This is a genomic window from Aeromonas mytilicola subsp. aquatica (assembly GCF_044336385.1).
GTDB lineage: Bacteria > Pseudomonadota > Gammaproteobacteria > Enterobacterales > Aeromonadaceae > Aeromonas > Aeromonas rivipollensis.
This window is the reverse complement of the sequence record NZ_CP172298.1, coordinates 4,044,669-4,068,252: the sequence shown is the minus strand read 5'-3', so window position 1 is coordinate 4,068,252 and position 23,584 is coordinate 4,044,669. Positions and strand designations below refer to the sequence as shown.

28 protein-coding genes are annotated in these 23,584 nt (G+C 62.0%); 15 read left to right on the top strand and 13 right to left on the bottom strand.

The features are described 5' to 3' along the window. Together serB and ACFWHB_RS18630 are read left to right on the top strand one after the other, a co-directional pair. On the top strand, window positions 1-1,005 hold the full coding sequence (gene serB / locus ACFWHB_RS18635) for a phosphoserine phosphatase SerB (RefSeq protein ID WP_395949022.1): 1,005 nt from the start codon (window positions 1-3) through the stop codon (window positions 1,003-1,005). Window positions 1,006-1,034: 29 nt separating this feature from the next. Continuing rightward, the gene (locus ACFWHB_RS18630; protein WP_106885027.1) at window positions 1,035-1,940 is read left to right on the top strand and encodes an alpha/beta hydrolase family protein; all 906 of its coding nucleotides are present in this window, start codon (window positions 1,035-1,037) and stop codon (window positions 1,938-1,940) included. A gap of 84 nt (window positions 1,941-2,024) precedes the next feature. On the opposite strand, the gene ACFWHB_RS18625 is transcribed toward ACFWHB_RS18630, so the two are convergent. Then, a complete protein-coding gene (locus ACFWHB_RS18625) occupies window positions 2,025-4,394 on the bottom strand; it encodes a PilZ domain-containing protein (RefSeq protein WP_395949021.1) in 2,370 nt (789 codons plus the stop codon). Window positions 4,395-4,494: 100 nt separating this feature from the next. Between ACFWHB_RS18625 and radA the strand changes: the two genes are divergently transcribed. Beyond that, window positions 4,495-5,859, top strand: coding sequence for a DNA repair protein RadA (gene radA / locus ACFWHB_RS18620; RefSeq protein ID WP_111912119.1), 1,365 nt, complete (start codon window positions 4,495-4,497; stop codon window positions 5,857-5,859). Window positions 5,860-5,920: 61 nt separating this feature from the next. On the opposite strand, the gene ACFWHB_RS18615 is transcribed toward radA, so the two are convergent. Then, the gene (locus ACFWHB_RS18615) at window positions 5,921-6,304 is read right to left on the bottom strand and encodes a PilZ domain-containing protein (protein ID WP_106887790.1); all 384 of its coding nucleotides are present in this window, start codon (window positions 6,302-6,304) and stop codon (window positions 5,921-5,923) included. Window positions 6,305-6,414: 110 nt separating this feature from the next. Continuing rightward, complete coding sequence (gene rsd, locus ACFWHB_RS18610; RefSeq protein ID WP_106885024.1) at window positions 6,415-6,888, bottom strand: sigma D regulator; 474 nt, start codon at window positions 6,886-6,888, stop codon at window positions 6,415-6,417. Between the two features lie 338 nt (window positions 6,889-7,226). Between rsd and hupA the strand changes: the two genes are divergently transcribed. Together hupA and ACFWHB_RS18600 are read left to right on the top strand one after the other, a co-directional pair. Further along, on the top strand, window positions 7,227-7,499 hold the full coding sequence (gene hupA / locus ACFWHB_RS18605) for a nucleoid-associated protein HU-alpha (protein WP_005305063.1): 273 nt from the start codon (window positions 7,227-7,229) through the stop codon (window positions 7,497-7,499). A 113-nt stretch (window positions 7,500-7,612) separates the two neighbouring features. Beyond that, window positions 7,613-8,038, top strand: a complete 426-nt coding sequence (locus tag ACFWHB_RS18600) for a hypothetical protein (protein WP_106887789.1) — start codon at window positions 7,613-7,615, stop codon at window positions 8,036-8,038. Between the two features lie 74 nt (window positions 8,039-8,112). On the opposite strand, the gene ACFWHB_RS18595 is transcribed toward ACFWHB_RS18600, so the two are convergent. Together ACFWHB_RS18595 and dusA are read right to left on the bottom strand one after the other, a co-directional pair. Then, window positions 8,113-8,262: a hypothetical protein gene (locus ACFWHB_RS18595; protein WP_289986391.1), complete on the bottom strand. Its 150-nt coding sequence runs from the start codon at window positions 8,260-8,262 to the stop codon at window positions 8,113-8,115. 2 nt (window positions 8,263-8,264) lie between these two features. Further along, window positions 8,265-9,251 (bottom strand): tRNA dihydrouridine(20/20a) synthase DusA, encoded by a 987-nt coding sequence (gene dusA / locus ACFWHB_RS18590; protein ID WP_395949020.1) that lies wholly within the window; start codon window positions 9,249-9,251, stop codon window positions 8,265-8,267. A 136-nt stretch (window positions 9,252-9,387) separates the two neighbouring features. Between dusA and zur the strand changes: the two genes are divergently transcribed. Genes zur through ACFWHB_RS18575 form a run of 3 tightly spaced genes read left to right on the top strand, consistent with a single transcriptional unit; the run spans window position 9,388 to window position 10,530 of the window. Further along, on the top strand, window positions 9,388-9,846 hold the full coding sequence (gene zur / locus ACFWHB_RS18585) for a zinc uptake transcriptional repressor Zur (RefSeq protein WP_025325656.1): 459 nt from the start codon (window positions 9,388-9,390) through the stop codon (window positions 9,844-9,846). Then, window positions 9,836-10,297, top strand: coding sequence for a chemotaxis protein CheX (locus tag ACFWHB_RS18580; RefSeq protein WP_025325657.1), 462 nt, complete (start codon window positions 9,836-9,838; stop codon window positions 10,295-10,297). Before zur ends, ACFWHB_RS18580 begins: the two co-directional genes overlap by 11 nt. A 5-nt stretch (window positions 10,298-10,302) precedes the next feature. After that, window positions 10,303-10,530, top strand: a complete 228-nt coding sequence (locus tag ACFWHB_RS18575; RefSeq protein ID WP_163135628.1) for a hypothetical protein — start codon at window positions 10,303-10,305, stop codon at window positions 10,528-10,530. Window positions 10,531-10,618: 88 nt separating this feature from the next. On the opposite strand, the gene brnQ is transcribed toward ACFWHB_RS18575, so the two are convergent. Further along, the gene (brnQ, locus tag ACFWHB_RS18570) at window positions 10,619-11,881 is read right to left on the bottom strand and encodes a branched-chain amino acid transport system II carrier protein (protein WP_234569036.1); all 1,263 of its coding nucleotides are present in this window, start codon (window positions 11,879-11,881) and stop codon (window positions 10,619-10,621) included. 235 nt (window positions 11,882-12,116) lie between these two features. After that, window positions 12,117-12,827, bottom strand: coding sequence for a tRNA1(Val) (adenine(37)-N6)-methyltransferase (locus ACFWHB_RS18565; protein WP_395949019.1), 711 nt, complete (start codon window positions 12,825-12,827; stop codon window positions 12,117-12,119). Window positions 12,828-12,955: 128 nt separating this feature from the next. On the opposite strand from ACFWHB_RS18565, the gene srmB reads away from it, so the two are divergent. Beyond that, window positions 12,956-14,179 (top strand): ATP-dependent RNA helicase SrmB, encoded by a 1,224-nt coding sequence (srmB, locus tag ACFWHB_RS18560; RefSeq protein WP_106885020.1) that lies wholly within the window; start codon window positions 12,956-12,958, stop codon window positions 14,177-14,179. A gap of 183 nt (window positions 14,180-14,362) precedes the next feature. Here the strand turns inward: srmB and yaaA are convergent, their stop codons facing one another. From yaaA to tapT, 3 genes are read right to left on the bottom strand one after another with little or no spacing between them, the layout of a single operon-like run. Next, on the bottom strand, window positions 14,363-15,136 hold the full coding sequence (yaaA, locus tag ACFWHB_RS18555; protein ID WP_262113416.1) for a peroxide stress protein YaaA: 774 nt from the start codon (window positions 15,134-15,136) through the stop codon (window positions 14,363-14,365). Window positions 15,137-15,168: 32 nt separating this feature from the next. After that, entirely contained in the window at window positions 15,169-16,278 is a 1,110-nt protein-coding gene (locus ACFWHB_RS18550; protein ID WP_395949018.1) for a PilT/PilU family type 4a pilus ATPase, read from the bottom strand. Between the two features lie 26 nt (window positions 16,279-16,304). Then, the gene (gene tapT, locus ACFWHB_RS18545; protein ID WP_111912129.1) at window positions 16,305-17,339 is read right to left on the bottom strand and encodes a type IVa pilus ATPase TapT; all 1,035 of its coding nucleotides are present in this window, start codon (window positions 17,337-17,339) and stop codon (window positions 16,305-16,307) included. Window positions 17,340-17,378: 39 nt separating this feature from the next. Here tapT and ACFWHB_RS18540 point away from each other — a divergent pair, with 39 nt between their 5' ends. From ACFWHB_RS18540 to ACFWHB_RS18520, 5 genes are all read left to right on the top strand, one after another. Further along, window positions 17,379-18,080 carry a YggS family pyridoxal phosphate-dependent enzyme gene (locus ACFWHB_RS18540; protein WP_395949017.1) on the top strand — a complete coding sequence of 234 codons (702 nt, stop codon included), beginning with the start codon at window positions 17,379-17,381 and terminating at the stop codon, window positions 18,078-18,080. 126 nt (window positions 18,081-18,206) lie between these two features. Next, window positions 18,207-19,031, top strand: a complete 825-nt coding sequence (gene proC / locus ACFWHB_RS18535) for a pyrroline-5-carboxylate reductase (protein ID WP_395949016.1) — start codon at window positions 18,207-18,209, stop codon at window positions 19,029-19,031. A gap of 23 nt (window positions 19,032-19,054) precedes the next feature. Continuing rightward, the gene (locus ACFWHB_RS18530; RefSeq protein ID WP_025325667.1) at window positions 19,055-19,606 is read left to right on the top strand and encodes a YggT family protein; all 552 of its coding nucleotides are present in this window, start codon (window positions 19,055-19,057) and stop codon (window positions 19,604-19,606) included. Continuing rightward, window positions 19,606-19,914, top strand: a complete 309-nt coding sequence (yggU, locus tag ACFWHB_RS18525; protein ID WP_111912133.1) for a DUF167 family protein YggU — start codon at window positions 19,606-19,608, stop codon at window positions 19,912-19,914. Before ACFWHB_RS18530 ends, yggU begins: the two co-directional genes overlap by 1 nt. A 4-nt stretch (window positions 19,915-19,918) precedes the next feature. Next, window positions 19,919-20,338, top strand: coding sequence for a DUF4426 domain-containing protein (locus ACFWHB_RS18520; protein ID WP_025325669.1), 420 nt, complete (start codon window positions 19,919-19,921; stop codon window positions 20,336-20,338). 78 nt (window positions 20,339-20,416) lie between these two features. On the opposite strand, the gene ACFWHB_RS18515 is transcribed toward ACFWHB_RS18520, so the two are convergent. The 3 genes from ACFWHB_RS18515 to ACFWHB_RS18505 form a co-directional block, all read right to left on the bottom strand. Continuing rightward, window positions 20,417-21,247, bottom strand: coding sequence for a CPBP family intramembrane glutamic endopeptidase (locus tag ACFWHB_RS18515; RefSeq protein ID WP_395949015.1), 831 nt, complete (start codon window positions 21,245-21,247; stop codon window positions 20,417-20,419). A 195-nt stretch (window positions 21,248-21,442) separates the two neighbouring features. Next, window positions 21,443-21,739, bottom strand: coding sequence for a hypothetical protein (locus ACFWHB_RS18510; protein ID WP_005332293.1), 297 nt, complete (start codon window positions 21,737-21,739; stop codon window positions 21,443-21,445). Between the two features lie 50 nt (window positions 21,740-21,789). Further along, window positions 21,790-22,164: a YacL family protein gene (locus ACFWHB_RS18505; protein WP_025325672.1), complete on the bottom strand. Its 375-nt coding sequence runs from the start codon at window positions 22,162-22,164 to the stop codon at window positions 21,790-21,792. 209 nt (window positions 22,165-22,373) lie between these two features. Between ACFWHB_RS18505 and ACFWHB_RS18500 the strand changes: the two genes are divergently transcribed. Beyond that, window positions 22,374-23,489, top strand: coding sequence for a sugar diacid recognition domain-containing protein (locus ACFWHB_RS18500; RefSeq protein ID WP_395949014.1), 1,116 nt, complete (start codon window positions 22,374-22,376; stop codon window positions 23,487-23,489). The last annotated feature ends 95 nt before the right edge of the window (window positions 23,490-23,584 follow it).

The window sequence follows — 23,584 nt, the reverse complement described above, 5'->3', positions numbered from 1 at the left end:
ATGTTGTTGTCCCAACTTCCCCGCTCCCCGCACGACTGGTCCCAGGCTCTGTGCGGTGCTCCCTGCTGGCAGCTCTCCCCCGAAGCCCTGCTGCCCGCGGCCAGTGCCCATGACGGCGCCTGGCTGGTGCTGTTTGGCAAGGCGCTAGGTGCCCGCCACCTGACACAGGTGGCAACGCTGCTGGCAGACCATAGGGTCGAGGCCAGCCTCTACCCCGTGGGGGATCAGGCCGGTGTGCCCCTGCTGCTGCTCGGCGCTAGCCGCTTCTCCCCCGAGCTGGTGCTGGCCCTCAAGGGGCAGGAGTGGGACATAGATGCCTGCCATCTCGCCACCTTGCCCACCCTGGGGGCTCCCGGGCTGCTGGTGATGGACATGGATTCCACCGCTATCCAGATCGAGTGCATCGACGAGATAGCCCGTCTGGCCGGGGTGGGTGAGCAGGTGGCGGCCGTGACGGCGGCGGCCATGCAGGGCAAGCTGGAGTTTGCCGACAGCCTGCGCAGCCGGGTCGCCCTGCTGAAGGGCGCCCCTGTCGTCATCCTCGATGAGGTGGCGGCCGCCATGCCCTGGATGCCCGGCTTGCAGCTGATGGTCGACACCCTCAAGCAGGCTGGCTGGACAGTGGCGATCGCCTCCGGCGGCTTTACCCGTTTCGCCGGCGAACTGCAGCACGCGCTGGGGCTGGATGCCATCTTCGCGAACGAGCTGGCGGTGGAGGGGGGCGTGCTGACCGGCCAGGTGAGCGGTCCCATAGTGGATGCCGCCGCCAAGGCCGAGGCGCTGCTGCAACTGGCGCGGGAGCACGGGATCCCCGCTGCCCAGACGGTGGCGGTCGGCGATGGCGCCAACGATCTCAAGATGATGGGGGTGGCAGGGCTCGGCATCGCCATTCACGCCAAACCATTGGTGCGGGCCCAGGCGGCCGCCACCCTCAATCATCATGATCTGGAAGGGGTGCTCTGCCTGCTCGGCGCGCTCGCCTGCCGCGACAGGCGCTGGAGTTGAAACCCGCTCAAGGAGGAGCAGAGAACAAGATGGAACTGTTGCAACAATCCCTGTTTGTCCCCTGTGGCGAACATCGGCTCCATGTGCGCCATATCCAGCCCGGTGTCGCCGTCCATGCCGATCCCATCCTGATGGTGCACGGCGCCATCGAGAACGGGCGTATCTTCTACACCGAATCCGGCAAGGGGCTGGCCTGTTTTCTGGCCAGACACGGCTATCAGGTGTACGTGGCCGATCTGCGTGGACGAGGCCAGAGCACGCCAGCCATCGCCGAGCGTGCCGGCCACGGCCAGCATGAGTTGATCACCGAGGATCTGCCCGCGCTGCAGCACTGGGTGGCGGCGCGCCATCCCGCAGCCAGGGTGCACTGGATGGCCCACTCCTGGGGCGGGGTCATCATGGCCTCGACCCTGGTGCGCTTCCCCGAGCTGGCGGATCAGATAGCGAGCCTGGTGTTCTTCGGCACCAAGCGGGGGGTCTCGGTGCAGAGCCCCGAGCGCTGGCTGAAGGTGGACCTGATCTGGAACCGGCTGGCGCCCTGGCTGGCGCGCCGCCAGGGGTTTCTGGCTGCCCGCAAGTTGAAGATAGGGGCCGATGATGAGCCCTTGCGTTACCTGCAGGAGACCATTCCCTGGGTGAAGTGCGGGCCCTGGCAGGATCCCCACGACGGCTTTGCCTATGACGAGGCCGCCGCCAGGGTGAGCTGGCCGCCGCTCTGGATGATCTCGGCCAAGGCGGACAAGGTGCTGGGGCACCCCACAGACGTGCGCCGCTTCAGCGCCGAGATGGGGTCGGCGACCCGCCATACTCGCCTCGGCCGGGATAACGGCAACCGGCTCGATTACGATCACATCAACATGCTGACGGCGCCCCAGGCCCAGGAGGATCACTTCCCCGAGATCCTCGCCTGGCTGCTCAACCCCCAGGCGGCCTGAGCGCTCGCTGAAACGGGCAGCCATCTGCCCGCCACCTTCCCCTGATGCCGACACCTGACGGCACCAGGGGCTGGCCTCTTCGGGCTACTTCGCCGGGGGCTTGATGCCGAGCCGGAACAGGGTGGCCTCTGTGGTATCGGTCAGCTCGCCGACCCCCACCACGCTCCACAGCTCCTCTTCCAGCTGCTTGGCCTTGTGAATGGCGAACTTGGCGATGTAGTCCAGCTCGCCCGCGATGAAGCTGGTGTCGGGGCGACCGGTGCGGGAGATGCCGACCAGCACCGAATAGAACTCGCCCTGCTGCAGGGCCAACTCGATGAAGCGGCGCTTCGCCTCCGGCGAGGAAAAGCTGCTGGCCAGGTGGCTGCGAAACAGGGGAGCCCCGCCCTGGGAGTGCAGGCTGGCGATGTAGACCTCTTCCTCCTCCGGTTTGTCTTCCCGCGCCATGGTGCGCAAGGGGTTGAGCAGCACCGTCTTGAGCAGAGCCCCCTGGAACAGGGGGTAGAGGTTCAGCTGCTTCTCCTGCCCGGCGCAGGTCTGCAACAGGCGGGAGAGGCTGCGCGGCCGTGGGGCCATGCCCACGGCGGAAGGTCTGGCGGCCGCCTTGAGCTTGTTGACATAGACCGGCGAGTTGAACAGGTGGTGGGTATAGAGGTTGCGCAGCGCCCGTGCCATGCCGCGGTAGCGCTTGTGCTCCCGGGTGGTCTTGAGCTTGTTCTGGTTGCTCTCGATCAGCAGGCTGAAGAACTGATGGCCTATGTGGCGCTCCGCCGTGCCCTCGATGCAAAGGTGCAGCACGGTACGGCTCAGATTGAGGCTGACCAGCCGGTAGGGCAGGCGCTGCAAGTCCATGGTCTTGGCGAGCTCCTGCAACCTGGGCAGGGCGACAGTGACTGTCTCCCCCTTCTCCCCCTCGAATGCCTCCTCCAGCTCGATCTGCATGCCATGGGCCGAGATGTCACGGGTCCAGCCGATCCAGGCGCGATCCTGGTGCCTGAGCACTATCGCCGTCTTGTGTACGTAGCGGGCCTCCTTGCGCAGTTGCACATAGTGCAGCGTCTCTATCTCGAAGGGGGCCGCCTGGGTGTCGTGGCCGAAGCGTTGCAAGGCGTTGGCGTTGGGCTGCTGGCTGTCGTAGTGGAACTCGCTGCGCTGGTGGTCCAGCCCTATCTCCTGCAGCAGGCCGACATAGCCTATCTGGCCGAGGCGCTCGCGCAGCAGCATGTCTTGCAACTGGTGCGACTCCCCCTGCTGGCTGTCGAGGTCGGCTTCGCTCAGAGTGCAGGCCTCCAGGCTGAACTTGTAGACGCGCCAGCTGGGGCGACGGGCCCCGACCTGGAAGAAGAGGGCGGCCAGGCCGCTCTGCTGCAACTCTTCGCGGGTGGCGGAGAAGAAGTAGAGGTGACTTCGCACCGAGTGGGTGAAGCTGTAGATCAGGGTCTCGCGCAGTCCCCCTTTGGCGGGCAACAGGGAGGGCATGCGCGCCGCCGTGAAGAGGCTGGCGAGCATGTCGCGGTTCTTGGCGTCGCGCCAGTACTCGAGGATGTGCTGGTTGTTCTCGGTGCGCAGGGCGATCTCGAGGTTTGGGGTGTCGCCCCGCCCGAAGTAGAGCGGCATGCCGGTCATGCGCGGCAGGTAGAACTGCTCGTATCCCTTGATGATGGCGGCCGACAGCAGGTAGTCGACACTGACCCGATAGCGACTGCGGTTGCGCTCGATGAAGTCGCGCAGGAACTCGTCGAAGGCGGGATGCTCGCCGCTTTTCACCAGCCGCAGCCAGAATTTCCCCTCTTTCTGCTCCTGCCCCAGGATCTGGTAGCTGATCGGCTGGTGCAGTATGGGGAGGGGGTTCTCGCGCTCCAGTCCGGTGAAGAAGACCTCTATGTGGTCGCCGGTCTGGTAGTCGGGCAGATAGGGAACCGAGACCCGGATCCCGCCGAGGGAGAGATCCGAGCTCTTGGCCAGCAGCTTCTCCCCGTTCGCCAGCCTGAGCACCATGGGGGAGCTGAAGTGCATCCGCTCCTCCTGCCGACCGTAGTGGCTGGCGAAGGGGATGGCGTTGACATCGAAGGGGCTGAACGGGCTGACGGGTAGGGAGAGGCTCTCGCTGCGCCCCTGATTGAGCTTGTACCAGGCTTGCAGCGCCTCGTAGACCCCCAGCGTGTAGCTGTCCCGGTAGAGATAGCACTGGGACTGGAACTGTTCGACGGCCTCGGCGGGCATGAAGTGGGTCACCCCTTCAAACTCGTGTACCTGGCAGAGGGCCCCCAGCTCGTTGCGCATGTCGATCACGCGCCGACAGGGGGTGCACTTGCGCTTCAGTTCCATCTTCAGCAGGAAGCGGCCGTTGGTATTCTCGTTCTGGGTCAGGCGGTTGAAGATCTCGTCGAAGTCCTTTTCCCGGAGCAGGGGGACAAGTTGTTCAATCAGGTGTAGTGGTTGTTCTGAATCCATGTATTCCTGCCGCGGAAAGTCACTTTTCCGATTCTGGGTTTGATCTGCCGGTCGCAAACCAGTATATCAAGCAGGAATTCATCCTGTCCCCGAGTTATCCATGGCCAAAAACAAAACCGCCTATGTTTGTTCCGAATGTGGCGCCGACTTCACCCGCTGGCAAGGTCAGTGCAGCGAGTGCAAGGAGTGGAACACCATCACCGAGGTCCGGCTGGGCGTCACTACCCCCGGCAAGAGTGCCCGCTACACAGGTTATGCCGGTGCCGTCGGCAGCCAGGTGCAGACCCTGGCCGAAGTTGCGACCACAGAGATCCCCCGCTTCAGCTCGGGCTTCAAGGAGCTGGATCGGGTGCTCGGCGGCGGTGTGGTGCCGGGCTCGGCCATCCTCATCGGCGGCAACCCGGGGGCGGGCAAATCGACCCTGCTGCTGCAGACCATGTGCGGTCTGGCGCAGCGGATGAAGACCCTGTATGTGACCGGGGAGGAGTCCCTGCAACAGGTGGCGATGCGAGCCAGCCGGCTGGGCTTGCCCACCGACAAGCTGCGGATGCTGTCGGAAACCAGCGTGGAGCAGATCTGCATCATTGCCCAGCAGGAGCAGCCGCAGATCATGGTCATCGACTCCATCCAGGTGATGCATGTGGCGGATGTGCAGTCATCCCCCGGCTCCGTCTCCCAGGTGCGCGAATCTGCGGCCCTGCTCACCCGCTACGCCAAGCAGAATCATGTCGCCATCTTCATGGTGGGCCATGTAACCAAGGACGGCACCCTGGCCGGACCCAAGGTGCTGGAGCACTGTGTCGACTGCTCCGTGTTGCTGGATGGCGCCCACGACTCGCGCTTTCGAACCCTGCGCTCCCACAAGAACCGCTTCGGCGCGGTCAACGAGCTTGGCGTTTTCGCCATGACGGGGCAGGGGATGAAGGAGGTGAGCAACCCCTCCGCCATCTTCCTGAGCCGTGGTGACGAGCAGGCCCCCGGCTCCATCGTCATGGTGATCTGGGAGGGGACGCGCCCCCTGCTGGTGGAGTTGCAGGCGCTGGTGGACTACTCCCAGGTTTCCAACCCGCGCCGGGTGGCGGTGGGGATGGATCACAACCGTCTCGCCATGCTGCTGGCGGTGCTGCATCGTCACGGTGGCTTGCAGATGGCGGATCAGGATGTCTTCATCAACGTGGTCGGCGGGGTCAAGGTCGAGGAGACCAGTGCGGATCTGGCGCTGCTGCTGGCCATGGTTTCCAGTTTCCGGGATCAGCCCCTGCCCAAGGATCTGGTGGTGTTCGGCGAGGTGGGGCTGTCTGGGGAGATCCGGCCCGTGCCCTCCGGCCAGGAGCGGTTGCAGGAGGCGGCCAAGCACGGTTTCCGCCGCGCCATAGTGCCTCACGCCAACGCGCCCAAGCACCCCATCGAGGGGATGGAAGTGGTGCCGGTGAAGAAGCTGTCCGATGCCCTCGAGGCCTTGTAACAGCTTAAAAGAGCACAAAAAAAGGAGCCAGTGAGGCTCCTTTTTCATTGAGGACGGCGGATCAGGAGGGGGGATTGTGCTCCCTGTGCTCTTGCAGCAACTGCTCCAGCTCGCGATACAGCAGCTGCTCTTCACCTATGTTCAGTTCTATCATCCGCTTGAGGTGAGTGGCGCTATCGATGTCGATGTGGTGGCAGTAGAAGCCCAGCTTCTTGCTGGCCTCGTGGGTCAGTTCGACCTGCATCTTGATCTCGATGTCACTGCCGCCCAGCATGAAGCAGATCTCGTACTCCTTGTCGTCGCTGCCGACCCAATCCTCGGGCCTGATGAGCAGGGCGCCCTGCAGGGAGACATCCACCAGCTGGGTACGCCACTGGTGCACCCCTTGCGTCAGCTTGGCGGCGGTCAAATAGAAGATTCGGGTAAAGTGGCGGCGCTCGGCCATGTTCATCTCCGGTCTGCGTGCGAGCACAGTGCTAACCATCCATGCCCAGAGTGTAATCTAGCCGGCGCATCAGGATGTTGAACTGGCTCCGATATTGAGCATCAGACTCGCTAGCGGCTGAGGGATTCGACCACCTGAAGCGCCTTGACCAGCCTGTCCTCCTGCTTGAATCTGTCCTCCAGCACCGGACCCAGCTGATTCAGATCCTCATCGAGCTGCAACAGCTGGGCCTCGTCGGCATTGCTGTATTTGTCGTTGAACTCCAGGGCAAACTCGGTGCAGGCGCGGATATGGGGATAGATGCGTTTGGCCAGTTCCAGCTTGTCACCGCTGGCTTGCTCGAAGGCGGTGACCACGTGGTTGTAGATCTCGAAATGACCAGCGCTGACGTAGTCGACCAGCTGCTCGCAGAAGCGTTGCAGTTCGACATGACCGGGAAGGGAGCGTTGCTTGGACTTGGTGGGCATGAGCCCGGCCAGTCGCATGTACTCGACCAGTAATGCCTGCCTGGCATCCAGCCAGTCATCGATTGCCCTGTGCTTGCCTGCCAACGCGCGCTTGGTTTGTTCCAGTTCAGTTAACATAGTCCCTCCATGGGCATGGCATGAAGCGCGATGGCTGCAGGCCTTCGGTCATTCTCAGCGACTGACGACACTCCTATAACTAGGGAAAATCCTGTTGACCGTCAATAGGAGTGTGGGGATATTGTTACATCAGGCGGGGGTTTGCATACAAGTCTCCGTCGGTTTCTGGTCCCGTGTCGCTTGTCAGGAGGACGCAGGGGCGAGATATGTGACTATTTCCGCAGATCTTGATGAAAACCCCAGCATTCAAGCCAATCCGGCTGATAAAGCCTTTGCCTGAGTGTTTTTTTTTGAATAGAGTGGCCCGGTGCTAAATGCCCGATCATAAAGGAAATGTTATGAACAAAGCTCAACTTGTCGATGCAATTGCCGCCAAAGCAGACCTGAGCAAAGCTCAGGCCAAAGTTGCTCTGGAAGAGATCATCAATGGTATTACCCAGAGCCTGAAAGAGGGCGATGCCGTTCAGTTGGTGGGTTTTGGTACCTTCAAGGTCAACCATCGCGCGGGCCGCACCGGTCGCAACCCGCAAACTGGTAAAGAGATCCAGATTGCAGCCGCCAATGTGCCGTCCTTTGTGGCAGGCAAGGCGCTGAAAGATGCCGTCAAGTAATCGCGTAAAGTAATCAAATGAAACCCGGCGCCTGCCGGGTTTTTTCTTGCCATCTTCGTTAAAATTTGTTTCAGATACACTCAGGATATGGCATGCGCTGTAGTGAGGTGGATATGGAACAGAAGAATGCCATCCGGCAGGTGGCCGTGCCCTGGGCACCCTCCCGCCAACTTCCCCCCGGCCTGGTTGTGGCCGAACTGCATCAGGATATCTGGAGTGACAATCTGACGGTTGTGTTGGGGCGTGCCCGCAGCATAGATCTGCCGCCGCAGCCGCTGTGCCGGGTCAGTTTCCGCCATATCTTCGCCGTGAGGGTGATGGAGGATTGCGATCTGGCGGAAGGGCGGGACAGCCACGTCATCGAGGAGCAGATCCAGCTGATCACGCCGTCCCGCTTCGCCAGCTGGTTCCATCAGGAGTCCGATGGTCTGCACCTGGACGAGGACTTGCAGCACTATCGCATCTCGACCTGGGATTACTGCGCCGATGTGCTGACCTCTTCCCCTCCGGAATTGCAGTTTGTGGCGCTGGAGGAGTGAGCGGGCGCCACCATCCAGATAAAAAAGCCGGAACATCGCTGTTCCGGCTTTTTCTTGCCTGAGGGCCGACGGGGTCAGCCGAGCAACTGCTCCCTGTGCAGACCGAGCACTATCAGGAGCCCGAGCAGGTAGAAGGCGCTGAGCTTGATGCCGAGGATGGCCAGTATGCCGGCACAGAGGCGAACCAGCGCCTTGTGCAGCCAGGAACCGGTGAAGCGATACATGTTTACTCCACCGATTCGGCCGGGGCGAACTCGGGCACCTTGGCCATGGCATCCAGTACCACCTGGATGCCGGCTCCGGGTTTGCAGGCGTTCTCGCTCAGGTGGCGGCGCCAGGCGCGGGCCCCCTGCATGTTCTGGAACAGGCCCAGCATATGACGGGTCATGTGGGAGAGGTAGTTGCCCTTGGCCAGCTCCTGTTCCATGTAGGGCAGCATCATGTGCACCACTTCGTGGCGGCTCGGCACCTCGCCCCCCAGACCGAATACCCGACTGTCGACCTCGGCCAGGATATAGGGGTTCTGGTACGCCTCGCGCCCCATCATGACCCCGTCCACCTGCAGCAGGTGCTCCAGGGTCTGCTCGAGGGAGTTGACCCCGCCGTTGAGGGCTATGGTCAGCTCGGGATAGTCCTGCTTGACCCTATAGACGCGCGGGTAGTCCAGCGGCGGGATCTCGCGGTTCTCTTTCGGGCTCAGGCCGCTCAGCCAGGCCTTGCGGGCGTGGACGATGAAGGTCTCGCAGCCGGCATCGCGCACCTGCTCGATGAAGGCCTGCAAGAACTCGTAGGAGTCCTGATCATCGATGCCGATGCGGGTCTTCACTGTCACCGGAATGCCCACCACATCGCGCATCGCCTTGACGCAGTCGGCCACCAGGGCGGGCTCCCCCATCAGACAGGCGCCGAAACGACCGTTCTGGACGCGATCGGAGGGGCAACCCACGTTGAGGTTGATCTCGTCATAGCCGCGCTCCTCGGCCAGCCTGGCACAACGGGCCAGGTCCGCCGGATTGCTGCCACCCAGCTGCAGGGCGAGGGGATGTTCCTGCTCGCTGTAACCCAGATAGTCCCCTTTGCCATGGATGATGGCGCCCGTGGTCACCATCTCGGTATAGAGCAGTGTCTGGCGGGTCATCAGACGGTGGAAATAACGGCAATGCCGATCGGTCCAGTCCAGCATGGGGGCGATGGAGAAGCGCTGCGCCTGCATAAAAATCATCCGGGTTGGCAAAATAAGGGGCAGGATTCTACCACAAGGTGAGACGGCCTCAGAAAATGAATTTTGTCGCCGCGCACAGGGGGCCCTGTGATAGTATCCGGCTAATTGACAGGGTATCTGCGTGATCATGAATCAAGACCTACTTCTACAACGAGCGGAACGTCTCTGCGACCAGCGGGGGATCCGTTTCACCCCGACCCGGCGCCAGGTGTTCCGGCTGCTTGCCGCCCATGGCAATGCCATCAGCGCCTACGATCTGCTGGCCCAGTTGCAGCAGACCGAGGCACATGCCAAACCCCCCACCGTCTACCGGGCGCTCGACTTTCTGCTCGAGCAGGGGTTCGCCCACAAGGTGGAGTCGCTCAACGCCTTCATCTTCTGCTGCCACTTTGACCATGCCCACCCCATGCAGCTGCTGATCTGCGATCGCTGCAAGGAGGTGGTGGAGCTGCACGATCCGGCCATCGACAGCGCCTTTTCCGAGCAGGCTCACCAGCATGGTTTTACTATTACCAACAAGACCATAGAGGCCCATGGTCAATGTGCTCGTTGCTCTGACACCCTAGGAAGTGAAGATGAAGGCTGATTTTGTAAACCCGTTCCTGCTCTCCCTGCTCAATGTGCTCTCTACCATGGCACAGCTGGAGCTCAAACCCGGCGCGCCCAAGCGCAAGACGGACGAGCTGGCGCGGGGGGATGTCTCCGGCCTCATCGGCATGGTGGGTCCGCAGACCCGGGGCTCGCTCTCCATCAGCTTCGAGAAGGGGCTGGCGCTGGAGATCATGCGCCGCATGCTGGGGGAGGCACCGGCCACCATCAACGAAGAGGTGACCGACATGGTGGGCGAGATCACCAACATGGTGACCGGCGGCGCCAAGCGCATGCTGGGGGAGAAGGGCTATGAGTTCGACATGGCGACCCCCATCATAGTCTCCGGCCCCAATCACACCATCACCCACAGGGCTGACGGTGCCAAGATCATGATGCCGTTCGATTCCGAATACGGCCGTGCCACCATAGAGATCTGCTTCGAGTAACCGCCATGTGGACGATGCTGAAATGGACTGTCATCTGTGGGGTGCTGCTGCTTATCCTGTCGGATATCCAGATCAGCACTTCCCTCTACAAGTACGAAGACAACAGTGTGCAGATCAACTTCCCGCGCTGGCAGAGTGAGCAGCCCTGGGGCAGCCTGCGCTGGCATGCCGGCCAGGTCGAGAGCCACTGGTACGGCCTGGCCGGCAAACCCAAGCCGGCCTCCGTGCTCTGAGCACAAACCCGATTTGCCATGCACCCGTTGCAAAAATGAAAGAGGCCAGCGAAAGCTGGCCTCTTTTTTATGTCGTTGGGGATGAGGATCAGGCGGCTTCGGCGGCCAGCTTGTCACCACCGCGCACCAGGGTGCCCAGGCCGCAGGCCAGCAGGGTAGGCAGCAACCAGGCCAGGCCCTTGTCGAACAGCGGCAGGAAGGCGAACGCATCCATCTTCATGCCGGCGGCACCCAGACCGTCCAGGCAGCCGAACAGGAAGGCAACCAGCAGCACGGAGCGGAACACCAGGCGGGGACGCCCGAAGTAACCCTTCAGGAAGGTGACCAGCACCAGGGCCACGGCCACCGGATAGATGGCGACCAGCACCGGGATGGAGAGGCTGATGAGCTGGCTCAGGCCGACGTTGGCCACCACGGCACAGACGACACCCAGCAGTACCACCAGCTTCTGGTAGCTCACGCCGGTGAGATTGTGGAAGAAGTCGGAGCAGGCGGAGATCAGGCCCACGGCCGTGGTGAAACAGGCCAGGGTGATGATGGCTGCCAGGATGAACTGACCCGGCTGACCGAACAGGCTCAGCACGTAGGCGTTGACGATGGCGCCGCCATTGCTGACGTCGGTGGCGACACCGGCCGCAGTGTTACCCAGCTGGAACAGGGAGACATAGACCACGGACAGGCCGATGGCGGAGATGATGCCGGCGATGGCCAGGTACTTGAACTGGCTCTGATAGTCGTGAATGCCTTTCTTGCGCAGCAGATCGACGATCAGGGCGCCAAACATCAGGGACGCCAGGGTATCCATGGTGTTGTAGCCTTCCAGGATCCCTTTCACCAGGGGGCTGTGCTGATAGTCGCCGGACGCGGCGGGCATGGTGCCCTGGGGGGCGACGAAGACGCCGACGGCCAGGGTCAGCAGCAGCAGCATCAGCACGGGGGTCAGGTATTTGCCGATGGCATCCATCAGCTTGCCCTGATTGAGGGAGACCAGGATGGCGATACCGAAGAAGACCACAGTGTAAGCGGCCAGACCGGATTGACCCATGTCGCCGAGGAAGGGCTTGAGACCCATCTCGTAGGCCACCAGGCCGGTACGGGGAGCGGCAAAGGCCGGGCCTATGATGATGTAGATGGCGACGGCCAGCGCGGTGGCAACGCCTGTGGGCAGCAACTTGGTCATGCCGGCCCAGCCGTTACCGGCCTTGGCGACGGCGAGAATGGTGATGAGGGGCAGGCCCACGGCGGTCACCAGGAAGCCCAGCATGGCCAGGGAGAGGTGCTCACCCGCCATGTAACCGGCCAGGGGCGGGAAGATGATGTTGCCTGCGCCCAGATAGAAGGCGAAGGTCATGAAGCCCAATCCGAGTACATCGGACAATGTGAGTGATTTCGTCAAGTTCAACCTCGTCTGTCTTGTAAACTATTGCTTGTTATAGTTTTTTATTGGTCAGTGACCGGCGTTGTTCAGGGGTAAAAAAAAGAGCCCCGCTGCTTTTTTCATCGCCACCAGTGGTTTGAGCTGGTCTTGAGCGGGCGCTCGTTTGCTAGTCAGCATAATGATGTGAAAAAATAGTTCAAGGCGAAATTTACATCTTCAAATAGAAGGGGTGGGTTAGTTGGATGTATCTGTCGGAATAGCCTCCGGCAGTAGAATGGATCACAATTTCACCCTGCTCACACCTGCTTAATCCTCTGCCAAGTAGCAATAAAACGCGATTTGCCTCTTTCCCCTCCCTGGTGATAACAGCTGTATAACAAAGGCTGTACAGATCATAATCTGCCGAGATGCATAAAATTTCATCTGCCATGGCGGTGGGCAGCACCAGCGCCAGCCGTCCATTCTGACTCAGCAGACGACGGCTTGCCGCCAGCAGCGCATGGGGATCGAGCGCGCCAGTGTGACGGGCTAGCGCCCTGGCCGGATCGCTAAATACCTGACCTGCCAAGAAATAGGGAGGGTTGGAGACGATGAGATCGTAAGGAGCCGCCTGATAATCCTGAATGGCGCTCTCTATGATGCTGACCCGGGTGGCCCAGGGGGAGGCCGCCACGTTATCCCTGGCCTGGTCCGCTGCATCCTTATCCAGCTCCACCCCGTCGATCCGGCAGTCGTTCGTGCTGCGCTGTGCCAGCATCAGGGCGATCAGGCCGCTGCCGGTGCCGATATCGAGTACCCGGTGCGCCTGTTCGACTGGCGCCCAGGCCCCCAGCAGGATGCCGTCGGTGCCCACCTTCATGGCACAGCGGTCATGGTCGATGTGAAATTGTTTGAAGGTAAAACCGCTGCTACGTCCCATCTGACCCTCGTTGCTCGTCTGCCATGGCGAAAATGGTCGGCGATTATAGCGGCTAAGCCACAGTCGCCATAGGAGCCGGCGGCATAATCGCCTATAATCTGCCGCTTCCTTAATGACCGAGTATTGCCATGAGCCAGTCCTTTGATGATTTCGACCTGAATCCAGCCCTCAACCGGGCCTTGGCCGAGATGGGTTTCACCCGCCCCACCACCATTCAGCAGATGGTGCTGGAGCCAGCCCTGGACGGCCGCGATATTCTGGCATCAGCTCCGACCGGTACCGGCAAGACAGCCGCCTTCCTGCTGCCCGCCATGCAGCACCTGCTGGACTTCCCGCGTCGCAAGCCGGGCCCGTGCCGCATGCTGATCCTGACTCCGACCCGCGAGCTGGCGCTGCAGGTCAGTGCCCATGCCAGGGCGCTGGCGGTGCATACCCACCTCAGCATCGAGACCATCATCGGCGGCGTCAGCCATGAAGAGCAGCTGCCTGCCCTGACCAAGACCACCGACATAGTCGTGGCCACCCCGGGTCGCCTGCTGGAGTACATAGAAAAGGAAGAGTTCGAGAGCCACGACATCGAGGTGCTGGTGCTGGATGAAGCGGACCGCATGCTGGACATGGGCTTCATCAAGGATGTGAACCGGATCGTGGCCGAGGCGCGCTACCGCAAGCACACCATGTTGTTCTCCGCCACCCTGGAAGGGGCCGGTCTCGAGAAGTTCGCGAGCGAGATCCTCAAAGATCCGGTGGAACTGCATGCCGAGCCGCCCCGCAGCGAGCGCCGCCCCATCACCCAGTGGGTGCACCTGGCCGATGACGCCGCCCACAAGCTGGCGCTGCTGATCCACATTCTGAAGGATCCCCAGACCCAGAAGGCCATCGTCTTCGTCAAGACCCGCGAGCGGCTGGCGGAGCTCTCCGGCCAGTTGCAGGCGGCCGGTGTCTCCTGTGCCTGGATCCGTGGCGAGATGGAGCAGAGCAAGCGAGTCGAGTCGATCCGCAAGTTCCATGAAGGGGAGGTGCCCTTCCTCATCGCCACCGATGTAGCCGCCCGGGGCATCGACCTGCCCAACGTCAGCCACGTCATCAACTACGACATGCCCTACGGCACCGACGTCTACGTCCACCGTATCGGCCGTACCGGTCGCGCCGGCAACCGTGGCTGCGCCATCAGCCTGGTAGAAGCCCACGACATGGCCATGGTGGCCAAGATAGAGCGCTACACCGAGGAGCGCCTCAAGCGCCGGGTGATCGATGAGCTGCGCCCGCGACACAAGGAGGCGCGGGTGCCGGTGAAGAAGAAAAAGCCGAAGGATGGCAAGAAAAAGAGCGCCAAGAAGAAAAAGAAGTAATGCCCCATTGACGCTGCAACGGCCATCCTCGGATGGCCGTTTTGCTGCCTGTCACCCGGGCCTGTGGAGATCAGCGCGCAGAAAAAAGCCGACGCATGAACGTCGGCCAACAAAAAGTGCTTACAACAGAGGATTCATAGGTTCAGACCCGGGGATCCCGAACTTGGTTCCCTCCATTTGTAATTAATTTTCAGCGCGCTTGAACATCAGGGTGCGATCGTCGGATTCTTCTGGCACGAAATAGTAGCCAGCCTCATTGAACCCGGTCAGCTGGGTCACCTCGGTCAGCCTGTGCTTGATGATGTGGCGGGCCATCATGCCGCGGGCCTTCTTGGCGTAGAAGCTGATGATCTTGAACTGGCCATTCTTCTCGTCCTTGAACACCGGAGTCACTATGCGGCCCTTCAGGGCGCCCGGGCGAACCGACTTGAAGTATTCGTCAGACGCCAGATTGATCAGCACCTCGCTGCCCTGTGCGGCCAGCACCTTGTTCAGGTGCTCTGTGATGATGTCACCCCAGAACTGATAGAGATCCTTGCCGCGCTCGTTGTCGAGGCGTATCCCCATCTCCAGCCGGTAGGGCATCATCAGATCCAGCGGTCGCAACACCCCGTAGAGGCCGGACAACATGCGCAGGTGTGCCTGGGCAAAGTCGAGGTCGGCCTCGCTGAAATCCTCAACGGCCAGTCCGGTGTAGACGTCACCCTTGAAGGCCAGCAGCGCCTGGCGGGCATTGCTCGGGGTGAAATCCGGCTGCCACTGGGCAAAACGGGCGGCGTTGAGTCCCGCCAGCTTGTCGCTGATCTTCATCAGGCTGGCGATCTGATCCGGGGCCAGCTGCCTGGCCCTGTGGATCAGCCGGGCGGAGTGATCCAGCAGCTCGGGCAGGGTGAAACGGGAGGTCACCAGCGGCGACTCGTAATCCAGCGTCTTGGCCGGGGAAACCACAATCAGCATAACTGTCCTTTACTAGCGGTGACGCACGCCCCTCATTCATCCAGGGTCACGTTGTCGAGTGTGCCTGCACCCAGCTGCTCGCGACCCGACAGCTTGATCAGCAGTCGCAGGTCGTTGGCGGAGTCGGCATGGGCAAGGGCCTCACTGTAGCCAATTTGGCCGGCGCAGAACAGGGCGAACAGCGCCTGATCGAAGGTCTGCATGCCGAGTTCGCCGGATTTGGTCATCACCTCCTTGAGCCTGTGCACCTCTCCCTTGCGGACTATGTCGGTGATGAGCGGGGTGTTGAGCAGTATCTCGAAGGCGGCGACACGGCGCTGCCCGTGAAGGGAGGGCAGCAGTTGCTGTGCGACTATGGCGCGCAGGTTGAAGGAGAGATCGAACAGGAACTGGCGATGCTTCTCCTGCGGCACCAGATGGAGGATGCGATCCAGCGCCTGGTTGGCATTGTTGGCGTGCAGGGTGGCGAGACAGAGGTGGCCCGTCTCGGCAAACTGGATGGCCAGCTCCATGGTCTCCTGGGTGCGGATCTCGCCTATGAGGATGACGTCCGGCGCCTGGCGCATGGAATTCTTGAGGGCCACGTTGAATGATTCGGTGTCTATCCCCACCTCCCGCTGGGTCACCAGGCAGCGCCCATGCTGGTGGACGAACTCCACCGGATCCTCCACCGTCAGTATGTGGCCGTCGCCGTGCTGGTTGCGGTAGCCTATCATGGCCGCCTGGGTGGTGGACTTGCCGGCCCCTGTGGCGCCGACGAACAGCACCAGGCCGCGCTTGGCCATGGCGACCTCCTGGAGTATGAGGGGCAGCGTCAGTTCCTCGAAGGTGGGAATGCGGGTCTCGATGCGGCGCAGCACCATGCCCGGCAGATCCTGCTGCCAGAAGGCGCTGACCCGAAATCGCCCCAGCCCCTCGCGGTGAATGGCGTAGTTGGCCTCCCGGGTGTGCAGGTAGCGCTCGAAGTGCGCCTCGTCCAGGCTCTCCCTGACCAGCGCCAGTGCCCCCTGCTTGTCCAGCGGGCTCCCCCCGAGTGGCGCCAGACGCCCGTTGACCTTGAGGGTGGGAGGGGCATCGACCGTGATGAAGAGATCCGAGCCCTTTTGTTCAACCAGTGCAGCGAGCAGAACATCCATGTTCATAGCGACTCCTTGGGTGTGAAAGCGTCTTAAATGCTGTTGGGATCGGCCGCCTTGGCCTTGGCGTCCAGGGCGGCAACCACGCCCCGGTTGACCAGCTGCTTGAGGCTCTGATCCATGGTCTGCATGCCGTGGGTCATCCCGGTCTGGATGATGGAGTAGAGCTGGGCGACCTTGTCTTCCCGGATCAGGTTTCGCACCGCCGGGATTCCCAGCATGATCTCGTGGGCCGCCACCCGGCCGCCGCCGATACGCTTGAGCAGGGTCTGGGAGATGACAGCCCGCAGGGACTCGGAGAGCATGGATCTCACCATGTCCTTCTCCGAGCCGGGGAAGACGTCGATGATCCTGTCTATGGTCTTGGCTGCCGACGAGGTGTGCAGGGTGCCGAACACCAGATGGCCCGTCTCCGCCGCCGTCATGGCCAGGCGTATGGTCTCCAGATCGCGCATTTCCCCCACCAGTATGATGTCCGGATCTTCACGCAGGGCCGAGCGCAGGGCGTTGGCGAAACTCTTGGTGTCGCGATGCACCTCGCGCTGGTTGACCAGGCAGCGCTTGTTCTCGTGCACGAACTCGATGGGATCCTCGATGGTGAGGATGTGGTGGTGGAAGTTGTCGTTGATGTAATCGACCATGGCCGCCAGGGTGGTGGACTTGCCCGAACCGGTCGGGCCCGTGACCAGCACCAGGCCGCGGGGAAACTCCGCTATCTTGCGAAACATCTCCGGCGCCCCCAGATCTTCCAGGGTCAGGACTGTGCTCGGTATGGTACGAAACACGGCGCCAGAGCCCCGCGACTGCTGGAAGGCGTTGACCCGGAAGCGCGCCATGCCGGGCACCTCGAAGGAGAAGTCCACCTCGAAATTCTCCTCCAGCTCCTTGCGCTGGTGGTCGTTCATGATGTCGTAGATGAGGGCGTGTACTTCACGGTGATCCAGGGCGGGCAAATTGATCTTGCGAACCTCCCCATCAACCCTGATCATCGGGGGAACCCCGGCCGAGAGGTGTAGATCCGAGGCCTTATGCTTTACACTGAAAGCCAATAACTCTGTGATATCCATAGATTTGTTATTCTCCCATCACAAGATCACGAACGAAATATGAGCCAGATTGCCCAGCACCTGCTTCAGGTAAAGGAACGTATTGTACAGGCCGCCAGGCGAGTTGGCCGTGGCGCCGATCATATCCAGCTGCTTGCGGTCAGCAAGACCAAGCCGCTTGAAGACATCCAGGCCGCCTATGCCGCCGGTCAGCGCCGCTTTGGTGAATCCTATGCCCAGGAAGCCGCGCTCAAGATAGATACCCTGCGTGAGCAGGCGGCCTGCCAAGACATAGAGTGGCACTTTATCGGCCCGCTGCAATCGAACAAATCCAGGCTGGTGGCGGAGCGATTCGATTGGGTGCAAAGTGTCGATCGTGACAAACTCATCGAGCGCCTCAACAACCAGCGTCCAGCCGGGTTGGCGCCGCTAAATGTCTGTCTGCAAATCAATATTAGCGGAGAGAGCAGCAAATCCGGTACGTCGGAGCAAGAGATTTTCCGGCTGGCCGTCCTGGTTGCCCAGAGCGAGCGACTGGTGCTGCGTGGCCTGATGGCCATCCCGGAGCACACCAGCGACGAGGTGGTGCTGGCCGCGCAGATGCGGCGCATGCAGGCTCTGTTCACCGAGCTTGCGCAACAATACCCGAGCGTCGACACCCTCTCGATGGGCATGACCGAGGATCTCGAGGCCGCCGTCGCCCATGGCAGCACCATGGTCCGGGTCGGCACTGCCATCTTCGGGGCTCGTGACTATTCATGAGCAAGAGCCGGGGCGAGAAACACCCCGGCCGTGCTTTTTTTCAGGTAAACAGGCGCGTGTGATGCCGGTGTCAGCCCGCACAGGCTGGGTCGGCATCCGCTGCGATGTCAGTAACAGGAGTGTTTGATGCAACATAGAACCCTCGCCTTCATCGGGGCGGGAAACATGAGCCGCAGCATCATTGCCGGTCTGATCCAGGCCGGTTATCCGGCCGAGCGGATCACCGCCGCCAACCCCAGCCGGCCCAAGCTGGACCAGCTGGCTGACCAGTTCGGCATTCGCATCACCCAGAACAACGCCGAGGCGGCCCGTGAGGCCGAGGTCATAGTGCTGGCGGTCAAACCCCAGCTGATGGCGGCCATGCTGGAGGCGCTGGTGGCCGAGCTGGGCTCCCTCGAAGGCAAGCTGCTCGTCTCCATCGCCGCCGGCATCAAGGTCGAGCGGTTGCAGGAGATGGCGGGGGGGCATGCCCGCATCATCCGCACCATGCCCAATACTCCTTCCCTGCTGGGATTGGGGATGACGGGCCTCTATGCCCCGACCGGCATAGCGCAGGCGGATCGCGACTTCGCCGAGCAGATGATGCAGGCCGTCGGCAAGACCCTCTGGGTCGCGCAGGAGAGCGGCATCAACGGCGTCATCGCCGCGGCGGGCAGTGCCCCGGCCTATTTCTTCCTGTTCATGCAGGTGATTGCCGAGGAGGCTGAGGCCATGGGCTTCACTCCCGAGCAGGCCCGTCTGCTGGTGCAGCAGACCGCCCTTGGCGCCGCCGCCATGGTGGAGCAGAACCCCGGGCTCTCCCTGCAGGCCCTGCGCGAGCAGGTCACCAGCAAGGGCGGCACCACGGCCGAGGCCGTCAAGACATTCCAGGAGCAGGGGCTGAAGCCACTGACCGCTCGTGCCATGCAGGCGGCCGTCACCCGGGCCGCCGAGATGGAAACCCTTTTCTGAACCTTTTGTAGCAAGGAGCCCGGATGAACACGGCTTACTTTTTGATTAACACGATTTTTGATCTCTACCTCATGGTGGTGCTGCTGCGAGTCTGGTTGCAGTGGGCCCGCGCCGATTTCTACAACCCCATGAGCCAGATGGTGGTCAAGGTGACCAACCCCCTGGTGATCCCGCTGCGCCGCATCATCCCCGGCTTCGGCGGGCTGGATATGGCCTCGGTGTTGCTGGCGCTCATCATCGCCTTCGCCAAGCTGGCGCTGCTCAAGAGCATGAACGTGCTGCTGACCGACTGGCTGACCCTCAGCCTGTTTGCCGTGCTTACCATTCTGAAGAAGACGGGCTCGATGATCTTCTGGGTGCTGCTGATCCGCGCCATCCTGAGCTGGGTCAGCCAGGGTCGCAACCCCATCGAGTACGTGATGCATCAGCTCACCGAACCCTTCCTGGCACCTATCCGCCGCATACTGCCGGCGCTGGGTGGCCTGGATCTCTCCGTGTTGGTCGCCTTCATCGCGCTGCAGGCCATAAACTATCTGTTGGGGGATCTGTTCGGTCAGCTGTGGTGGATGATCTGATGCCAGCCGTCCTGCTGGAAGGGGACGCGCTGATACTGCACCTGATGATCCAGCCCAAGGCGAGCCGGGATCAGATCGTCGGCTTGCACGGGGACGAACTGAAAGTGGCCATCACGGCGCCGCCGGTGGATGGTCAGGCGAACAGCCATCTGATCAAGTATCTGGCCAAACAGTGCAAGGTGGCCAAGGGGCAGGTCCGCATAGTGCGGGGGGAGCTGGGACGGCACAAGACGGTCGCCATAGAGGCACCGAGGCAGATCCCCGCCGAGATCGCCGCCCTGCTGGAGAGTGGAACAGGAGAAGGATGACATCATGAAAACAGTCTGGATGAGCTGCCTGCTGGCGCTCTTGATGACACTGCCGGTGCGGGCCGAGCAGATGAAGGAGCTGGGCCCCTGGCAGGTTCACTACAGCGCCTTCAACTCCAGCTTCCTCACCCCTGAGGTGGCCAAGGCCTATGGCCTGGAGCGCAGCCGCTACAACGGCATCGTCAACATTGCGGTGCAGAACAAGCAAGGGGTGGCTCAGGCGGTGGGCATCAGCGGCGAGGCCAAGAACCTCACCGGCACCATACGTACCCTGAGCTTCCAGGAGGTGAAGGAGGGTGACTCCATTTACTACCTGGCGGTGCTGCCCTACCGGAACGAGGACACCTACCAGTTTACCCTGAAGATCATGGGGGAGGGGCAGCAGCAGACGCTGACCTTCCAGCAGACCTTCTACGTCGACTAGCTGTCCGGATGCGATGAAAATGCCCCGAACCCACAGGTTCGGGGCATTTTTTTATCCGGCGAGAGCCTGCCTCCGTATTTAGCGGCTGGCCAGCGGGTAGGTGAACAGGGCCAGGTGGGCGAAGTTGAACAGGAAGTGCAGCAGTATGGCGACGCTCAGGCGGCCGCTGAGCTGGAATGCCAGGCCGTAGCAGGCCCCCGCCAGGGCGGCAAACAGCACCAGCAGCGGACCACCGGCCAGGTGCGCGGCTCCGAACAGCAGGCTGGCGACCAAGAGGCCGAGCCAGGGCTTGCTGCGACTCGCCACCCCTTGCTGGATGAAGCCGCGAAACAGCGCCTCTTCCGCCACGCAGGTGAACACCAGGTTGTTGAAGGCGAACAGCCACCACCAGTGGGGCAGCCCCACGTCGGGCTTGAGTGCCCCCAGTTGCCAGGCGGTGATCAGCAGGGCCGCCAGCGGCAGTATGAGCAGGGCCAGCGGTCGCCAGCGCATAGTGCCGCCAGGGCCGAGCAGGGCGGGCCAGGCCAGCAGCAGGCCGAAGAAGATGAGCGGCTTGTCCAGATTCAGGTAGAGGGTGAAGGGGACGCTGGCGGGGCCGGCCTGTACCCGATCCAGCACCTTGAGGTTGTCAAAGCCCGGCACCAGGTGCAGCGTCAGGGCCATGGCCCACAGCAGCACCAGCGTCAGTGCGACGCCACGCCAGGGTTGGGGCAGGCCTGGCGTGCGCCAGGCCAGCAAGAGACCGGCCAGGCTGACCAGCGCGGCGACGGGGCTGAGTCGTTCCAGCCAGAGGGCGGTCAGCAGGGCGACCCCCAGCAGGATCAGGCCGCTCCTCTGCTGGCGGGCAAGGCAGAGCAGCACGGCCAGTCCCAGGGCGAGCCAGATGAGGGTGTCAGGGAGTGGTAACATTGAGTCTCCTTGTGGGTTCCAAGGGGCGCACCTTAACCAGCCTCTGTCTCTCGCACAAGGCGCAATGGACTGGTCGGAGCCCTGGTGTGCCACTTCTTGCCGATGGTTCTGGCCGGTCTGGACAATAAAAAAGCCGGAGCAAAGGCTCCGGCTTTGGGGATAGATGGTGGCCCGGATGAAGGGGCCCAAGCCAGATTAACGGCCGGATTCGGCGATGACGCGGGCTATGATGTCGGCGCGCTTGGTCGCTTCCAGCTCGCCCAGGGCGATGAGGCCGGCCTTGAAGATGACGTTCTTCGGCAGGCTGACGTCGTCCAGGGTGGTGATGGCTTCGACGTGCAGACCGTTCAGGCGGCTGGCATCGCGCGGGCTCAGGTTGACCTGGGTATTCATCACCTGCTTGCCTTTCTTCTTGGCAGGCACGGCGGCTTTCTGGCTGGATTCCTGTTCTTCGTCTTCCGGCAGTTCGTCATCAAAATCGTAAATGGACATAGTCAATCCTGTTGGGTTGCAAGGGGCATGCTCGCCCGAAATGTGGGTATTCAGCCCATATCCTCGTTGCGGATAAAGGCGCGCCAGGAGCCGAGCACCTGGGCAAAGTCTTCCAGTCCGCACATGGCCAGCTGCTCATCATCGTAGTAGGCGAGATCGTCGAGATCCTCATCCAGCTCGATATTGAGGACGTTGGCTTTCACCTCGGCCTCCTCAGGGGTGAGCAGCAGCGAATAGTCACCGCCGTGACGCCTGTACTCCGTGCGGGTTCGATTGGAGAGCTGGTCGATGATGGAGAAGAGCTCGTCGAGGGTCTCCTCATCCTTGCCAACTTCATCGATCAGCCACTGACCTATGGCCTCATGGCCCATGGAGAACCGGGCGCGATAGCCACCGAACGGGTCGCGGCGAAATTCATAGTCCATAGCGGAGTCCCTATCGGAAGGGTGGAGCCACCACAACACGGAGCGGCGTGACGCCGGATCCATGATCCAGGGTGGGGCACAGATAGCGTAAAGTGGCCTATTCTAGCGATCCCCCCCGCGCTTGTCTTGATGATGTGGGATCTTTAACGGGTCTGTCCCCCTGATCCAGGCCACCCGGGGGCCCTGTCAACGAATGGTATGGAGAGGCAATGCAGCTCAATGACACCCTCGCCCGTCAAATAGTGAGCCGGGCGATGAAGATACTGTCGTTCTCGGTGAACGTGATGGACGAGCGCGGCCTTATCATCGCCTCCGGCAACCCGGAGCGGCTCCATCAACGTCACGAGGGGGCCGTGCTGGCGCTGACCGAGAATCGGGTGGTGGAGATAAGCGAAGCGACCGCCCAGCAGCTCAAGGGGGTGAGGCCCGGCATCAACCTGCCCATCGCCTATCAGGGGGAGTTGCTCGGGGTCATCGGCATCTCGGGGGATCCGGAGGAAGTGCGTGCTTACGCCGAGCTGGTGAGGATGACAGCCGAGCTCATTCTGGAGCAGGCGGCGCTCACCGAGCAGTTGCAGTGGGACAAGCGCCACAAGGAGGAGCTGGTGCTGCAGCTCATCCGCGGCGAGGGGCGGGCCGATCAGTTGCAGCAGGCGGCCCGCTTCCTCGATCTCGATCTGGCTCAGCCTCGCGTCGTCGCCGTGCTGGCGCTGGAGGAGGCGGATCCCGCCCGGCTGCGGGAGCTTGTGCACTTGCTGGAAAATCCGGAGCGGGACAACCTGGTGGCCATCAACGGCCTGGACGAGATAGTGGTGCTCAAGCCGGCCCAGCTCAGCGACGGCGTCTGGCAATCGGCGCAGGAGCGCAGCCGCATCAAGCTGCTGCTGGCCCGCATTCCCCATTTCAAGGTGCGCATCGGGGTGGGTGATTACTTCGCCGGGACGGGCGGGTTGGCGCGCTCCTACCAGACCGCCCGCGACACCCTGCGCCGCGGCATGAGCCAGGCACCGCGCAAGCAGGTCTACTTCTTCGAGGATTACCGCCTGCCGGTGCTGCTCGGGAGCCTGGCGGACTCCTGGCAGGCGGATCAGCTGCGGGCCCCCCTGCTAAAGCTGGCAAAGGAGGATGCAAAGGGAACGCTGCAAAAGACACTGCGCCAATATTTCTTGCAGGATTGTGATCTGCATCCCTGTGCCGAAACGCTCTTCATCCACCCCAATACCCTGCGTTATCGACTGACCCGGATAGAGCAGATAACCGGCTTAAGTTTCAACAAGTTAGATGACAAGTTCCTGCTCTATCTCGGGCTCAATCTCGACGGCTGATTTGTTCATGTGAACAAAATAGAAGGCTCCTGAAGCACAAGCTTTGGCTTTTCAGCCAAAGCATTCCGGGCGGGGATCACCATAATGGCCACCAC

Excerpts from the sequence above, each read along its gene's own strand:
- ACFWHB_RS18615 (WP_106887790.1), bottom strand. The coding sequence starts at position 6,304 with ATGGCCGAGCGCCGCCACTTTACCCGAATCTTCTATTTGACCGCCGCC.
- radA (WP_111912119.1), top strand. The coding sequence starts at position 4,495 with ATGGCCAAAAACAAAACCGCCTATGTTTGTTCCGAATGTGGCGCCGAC.
- ACFWHB_RS18575 (WP_163135628.1), top strand. The coding sequence starts at position 10,303 with ATGTGGACGATGCTGAAATGGACTGTCATCTGTGGGGTGCTGCTGCTT.
- ACFWHB_RS18540 (WP_395949017.1), top strand. The coding sequence starts at position 17,379 with ATGAGCCAGATTGCCCAGCACCTGCTTCAGGTAAAGGAACGTATTGTA.
- ACFWHB_RS18580 (WP_025325657.1), top strand. The coding sequence starts at position 9,836 with ATGAAGGCTGATTTTGTAAACCCGTTCCTGCTCTCCCTGCTCAATGTG.
- ACFWHB_RS18500 (WP_395949014.1), top strand. The coding sequence starts at position 22,374 with ATGCAGCTCAATGACACCCTCGCCCGTCAAATAGTGAGCCGGGCGATG.
- ACFWHB_RS18505 (WP_025325672.1), bottom strand. The coding sequence starts at position 22,164 with ATGGACTATGAATTTCGCCGCGACCCGTTCGGTGGCTATCGCGCCCGG.
- brnQ (WP_234569036.1), bottom strand. The coding sequence starts at position 11,881 with ATGACCTTCGCCTTCTATCTGGGCGCAGGCAACATCATCTTCCCGCCC.
- yaaA (WP_262113416.1), bottom strand. The coding sequence starts at position 15,136 with ATGCTGATTGTGGTTTCCCCGGCCAAGACGCTGGATTACGAGTCGCCG.
- ACFWHB_RS18565 (WP_395949019.1), bottom strand. The coding sequence starts at position 12,827 with ATGGGACGTAGCAGCGGTTTTACCTTCAAACAATTTCACATCGACCAT.
- ACFWHB_RS18595 (WP_289986391.1), bottom strand. The coding sequence starts at position 8,262 with ATGTATCGCTTCACCGGTTCCTGGCTGCACAAGGCGCTGGTTCGCCTC.
- dusA (WP_395949020.1), bottom strand. The coding sequence starts at position 9,251 with ATGCAGGCGCAGCGCTTCTCCATCGCCCCCATGCTGGACTGGACCGAT.
- rsd (WP_106885024.1), bottom strand. The coding sequence starts at position 6,888 with ATGTTAACTGAACTGGAACAAACCAAGCGCGCGTTGGCAGGCAAGCAC.
- ACFWHB_RS18510 (WP_005332293.1), bottom strand. The coding sequence starts at position 21,739 with ATGTCCATTTACGATTTTGATGACGAACTGCCGGAAGACGAAGAACAG.
- ACFWHB_RS18630 (WP_106885027.1), top strand. The coding sequence starts at position 1,035 with ATGGAACTGTTGCAACAATCCCTGTTTGTCCCCTGTGGCGAACATCGG.
- proC (WP_395949016.1), top strand. The coding sequence starts at position 18,207 with ATGCAACATAGAACCCTCGCCTTCATCGGGGCGGGAAACATGAGCCGC.
- ACFWHB_RS18600 (WP_106887789.1), top strand. The coding sequence starts at position 7,613 with ATGGAACAGAAGAATGCCATCCGGCAGGTGGCCGTGCCCTGGGCACCC.
- ACFWHB_RS18520 (WP_025325669.1), top strand. The coding sequence starts at position 19,919 with ATGAAAACAGTCTGGATGAGCTGCCTGCTGGCGCTCTTGATGACACTG.
- ACFWHB_RS18625 (WP_395949021.1), bottom strand. The coding sequence starts at position 4,394 with ATGGATTCAGAACAACCACTACACCTGATTGAACAACTTGTCCCCCTG.
- serB (WP_395949022.1), top strand. The coding sequence starts at position 1 with ATGTTGTTGTCCCAACTTCCCCGCTCCCCGCACGACTGGTCCCAGGCT.
- yggU (WP_111912133.1), top strand. The coding sequence starts at position 19,606 with ATGCCAGCCGTCCTGCTGGAAGGGGACGCGCTGATACTGCACCTGATG.
- ACFWHB_RS18550 (WP_395949018.1), bottom strand. The coding sequence starts at position 16,278 with ATGAACATGGATGTTCTGCTCGCTGCACTGGTTGAACAAAAGGGCTCG.
- ACFWHB_RS18530 (WP_025325667.1), top strand. The coding sequence starts at position 19,055 with ATGAACACGGCTTACTTTTTGATTAACACGATTTTTGATCTCTACCTC.
- srmB (WP_106885020.1), top strand. The coding sequence starts at position 12,956 with ATGAGCCAGTCCTTTGATGATTTCGACCTGAATCCAGCCCTCAACCGG.
- hupA (WP_005305063.1), top strand. The coding sequence starts at position 7,227 with ATGAACAAAGCTCAACTTGTCGATGCAATTGCCGCCAAAGCAGACCTG.
- tapT (WP_111912129.1), bottom strand. The coding sequence starts at position 17,339 with ATGGATATCACAGAGTTATTGGCTTTCAGTGTAAAGCATAAGGCCTCG.
- zur (WP_025325656.1), top strand. The coding sequence starts at position 9,388 with ATGAATCAAGACCTACTTCTACAACGAGCGGAACGTCTCTGCGACCAG.
- ACFWHB_RS18515 (WP_395949015.1), bottom strand. The coding sequence starts at position 21,247 with ATGTTACCACTCCCTGACACCCTCATCTGGCTCGCCCTGGGACTGGCC.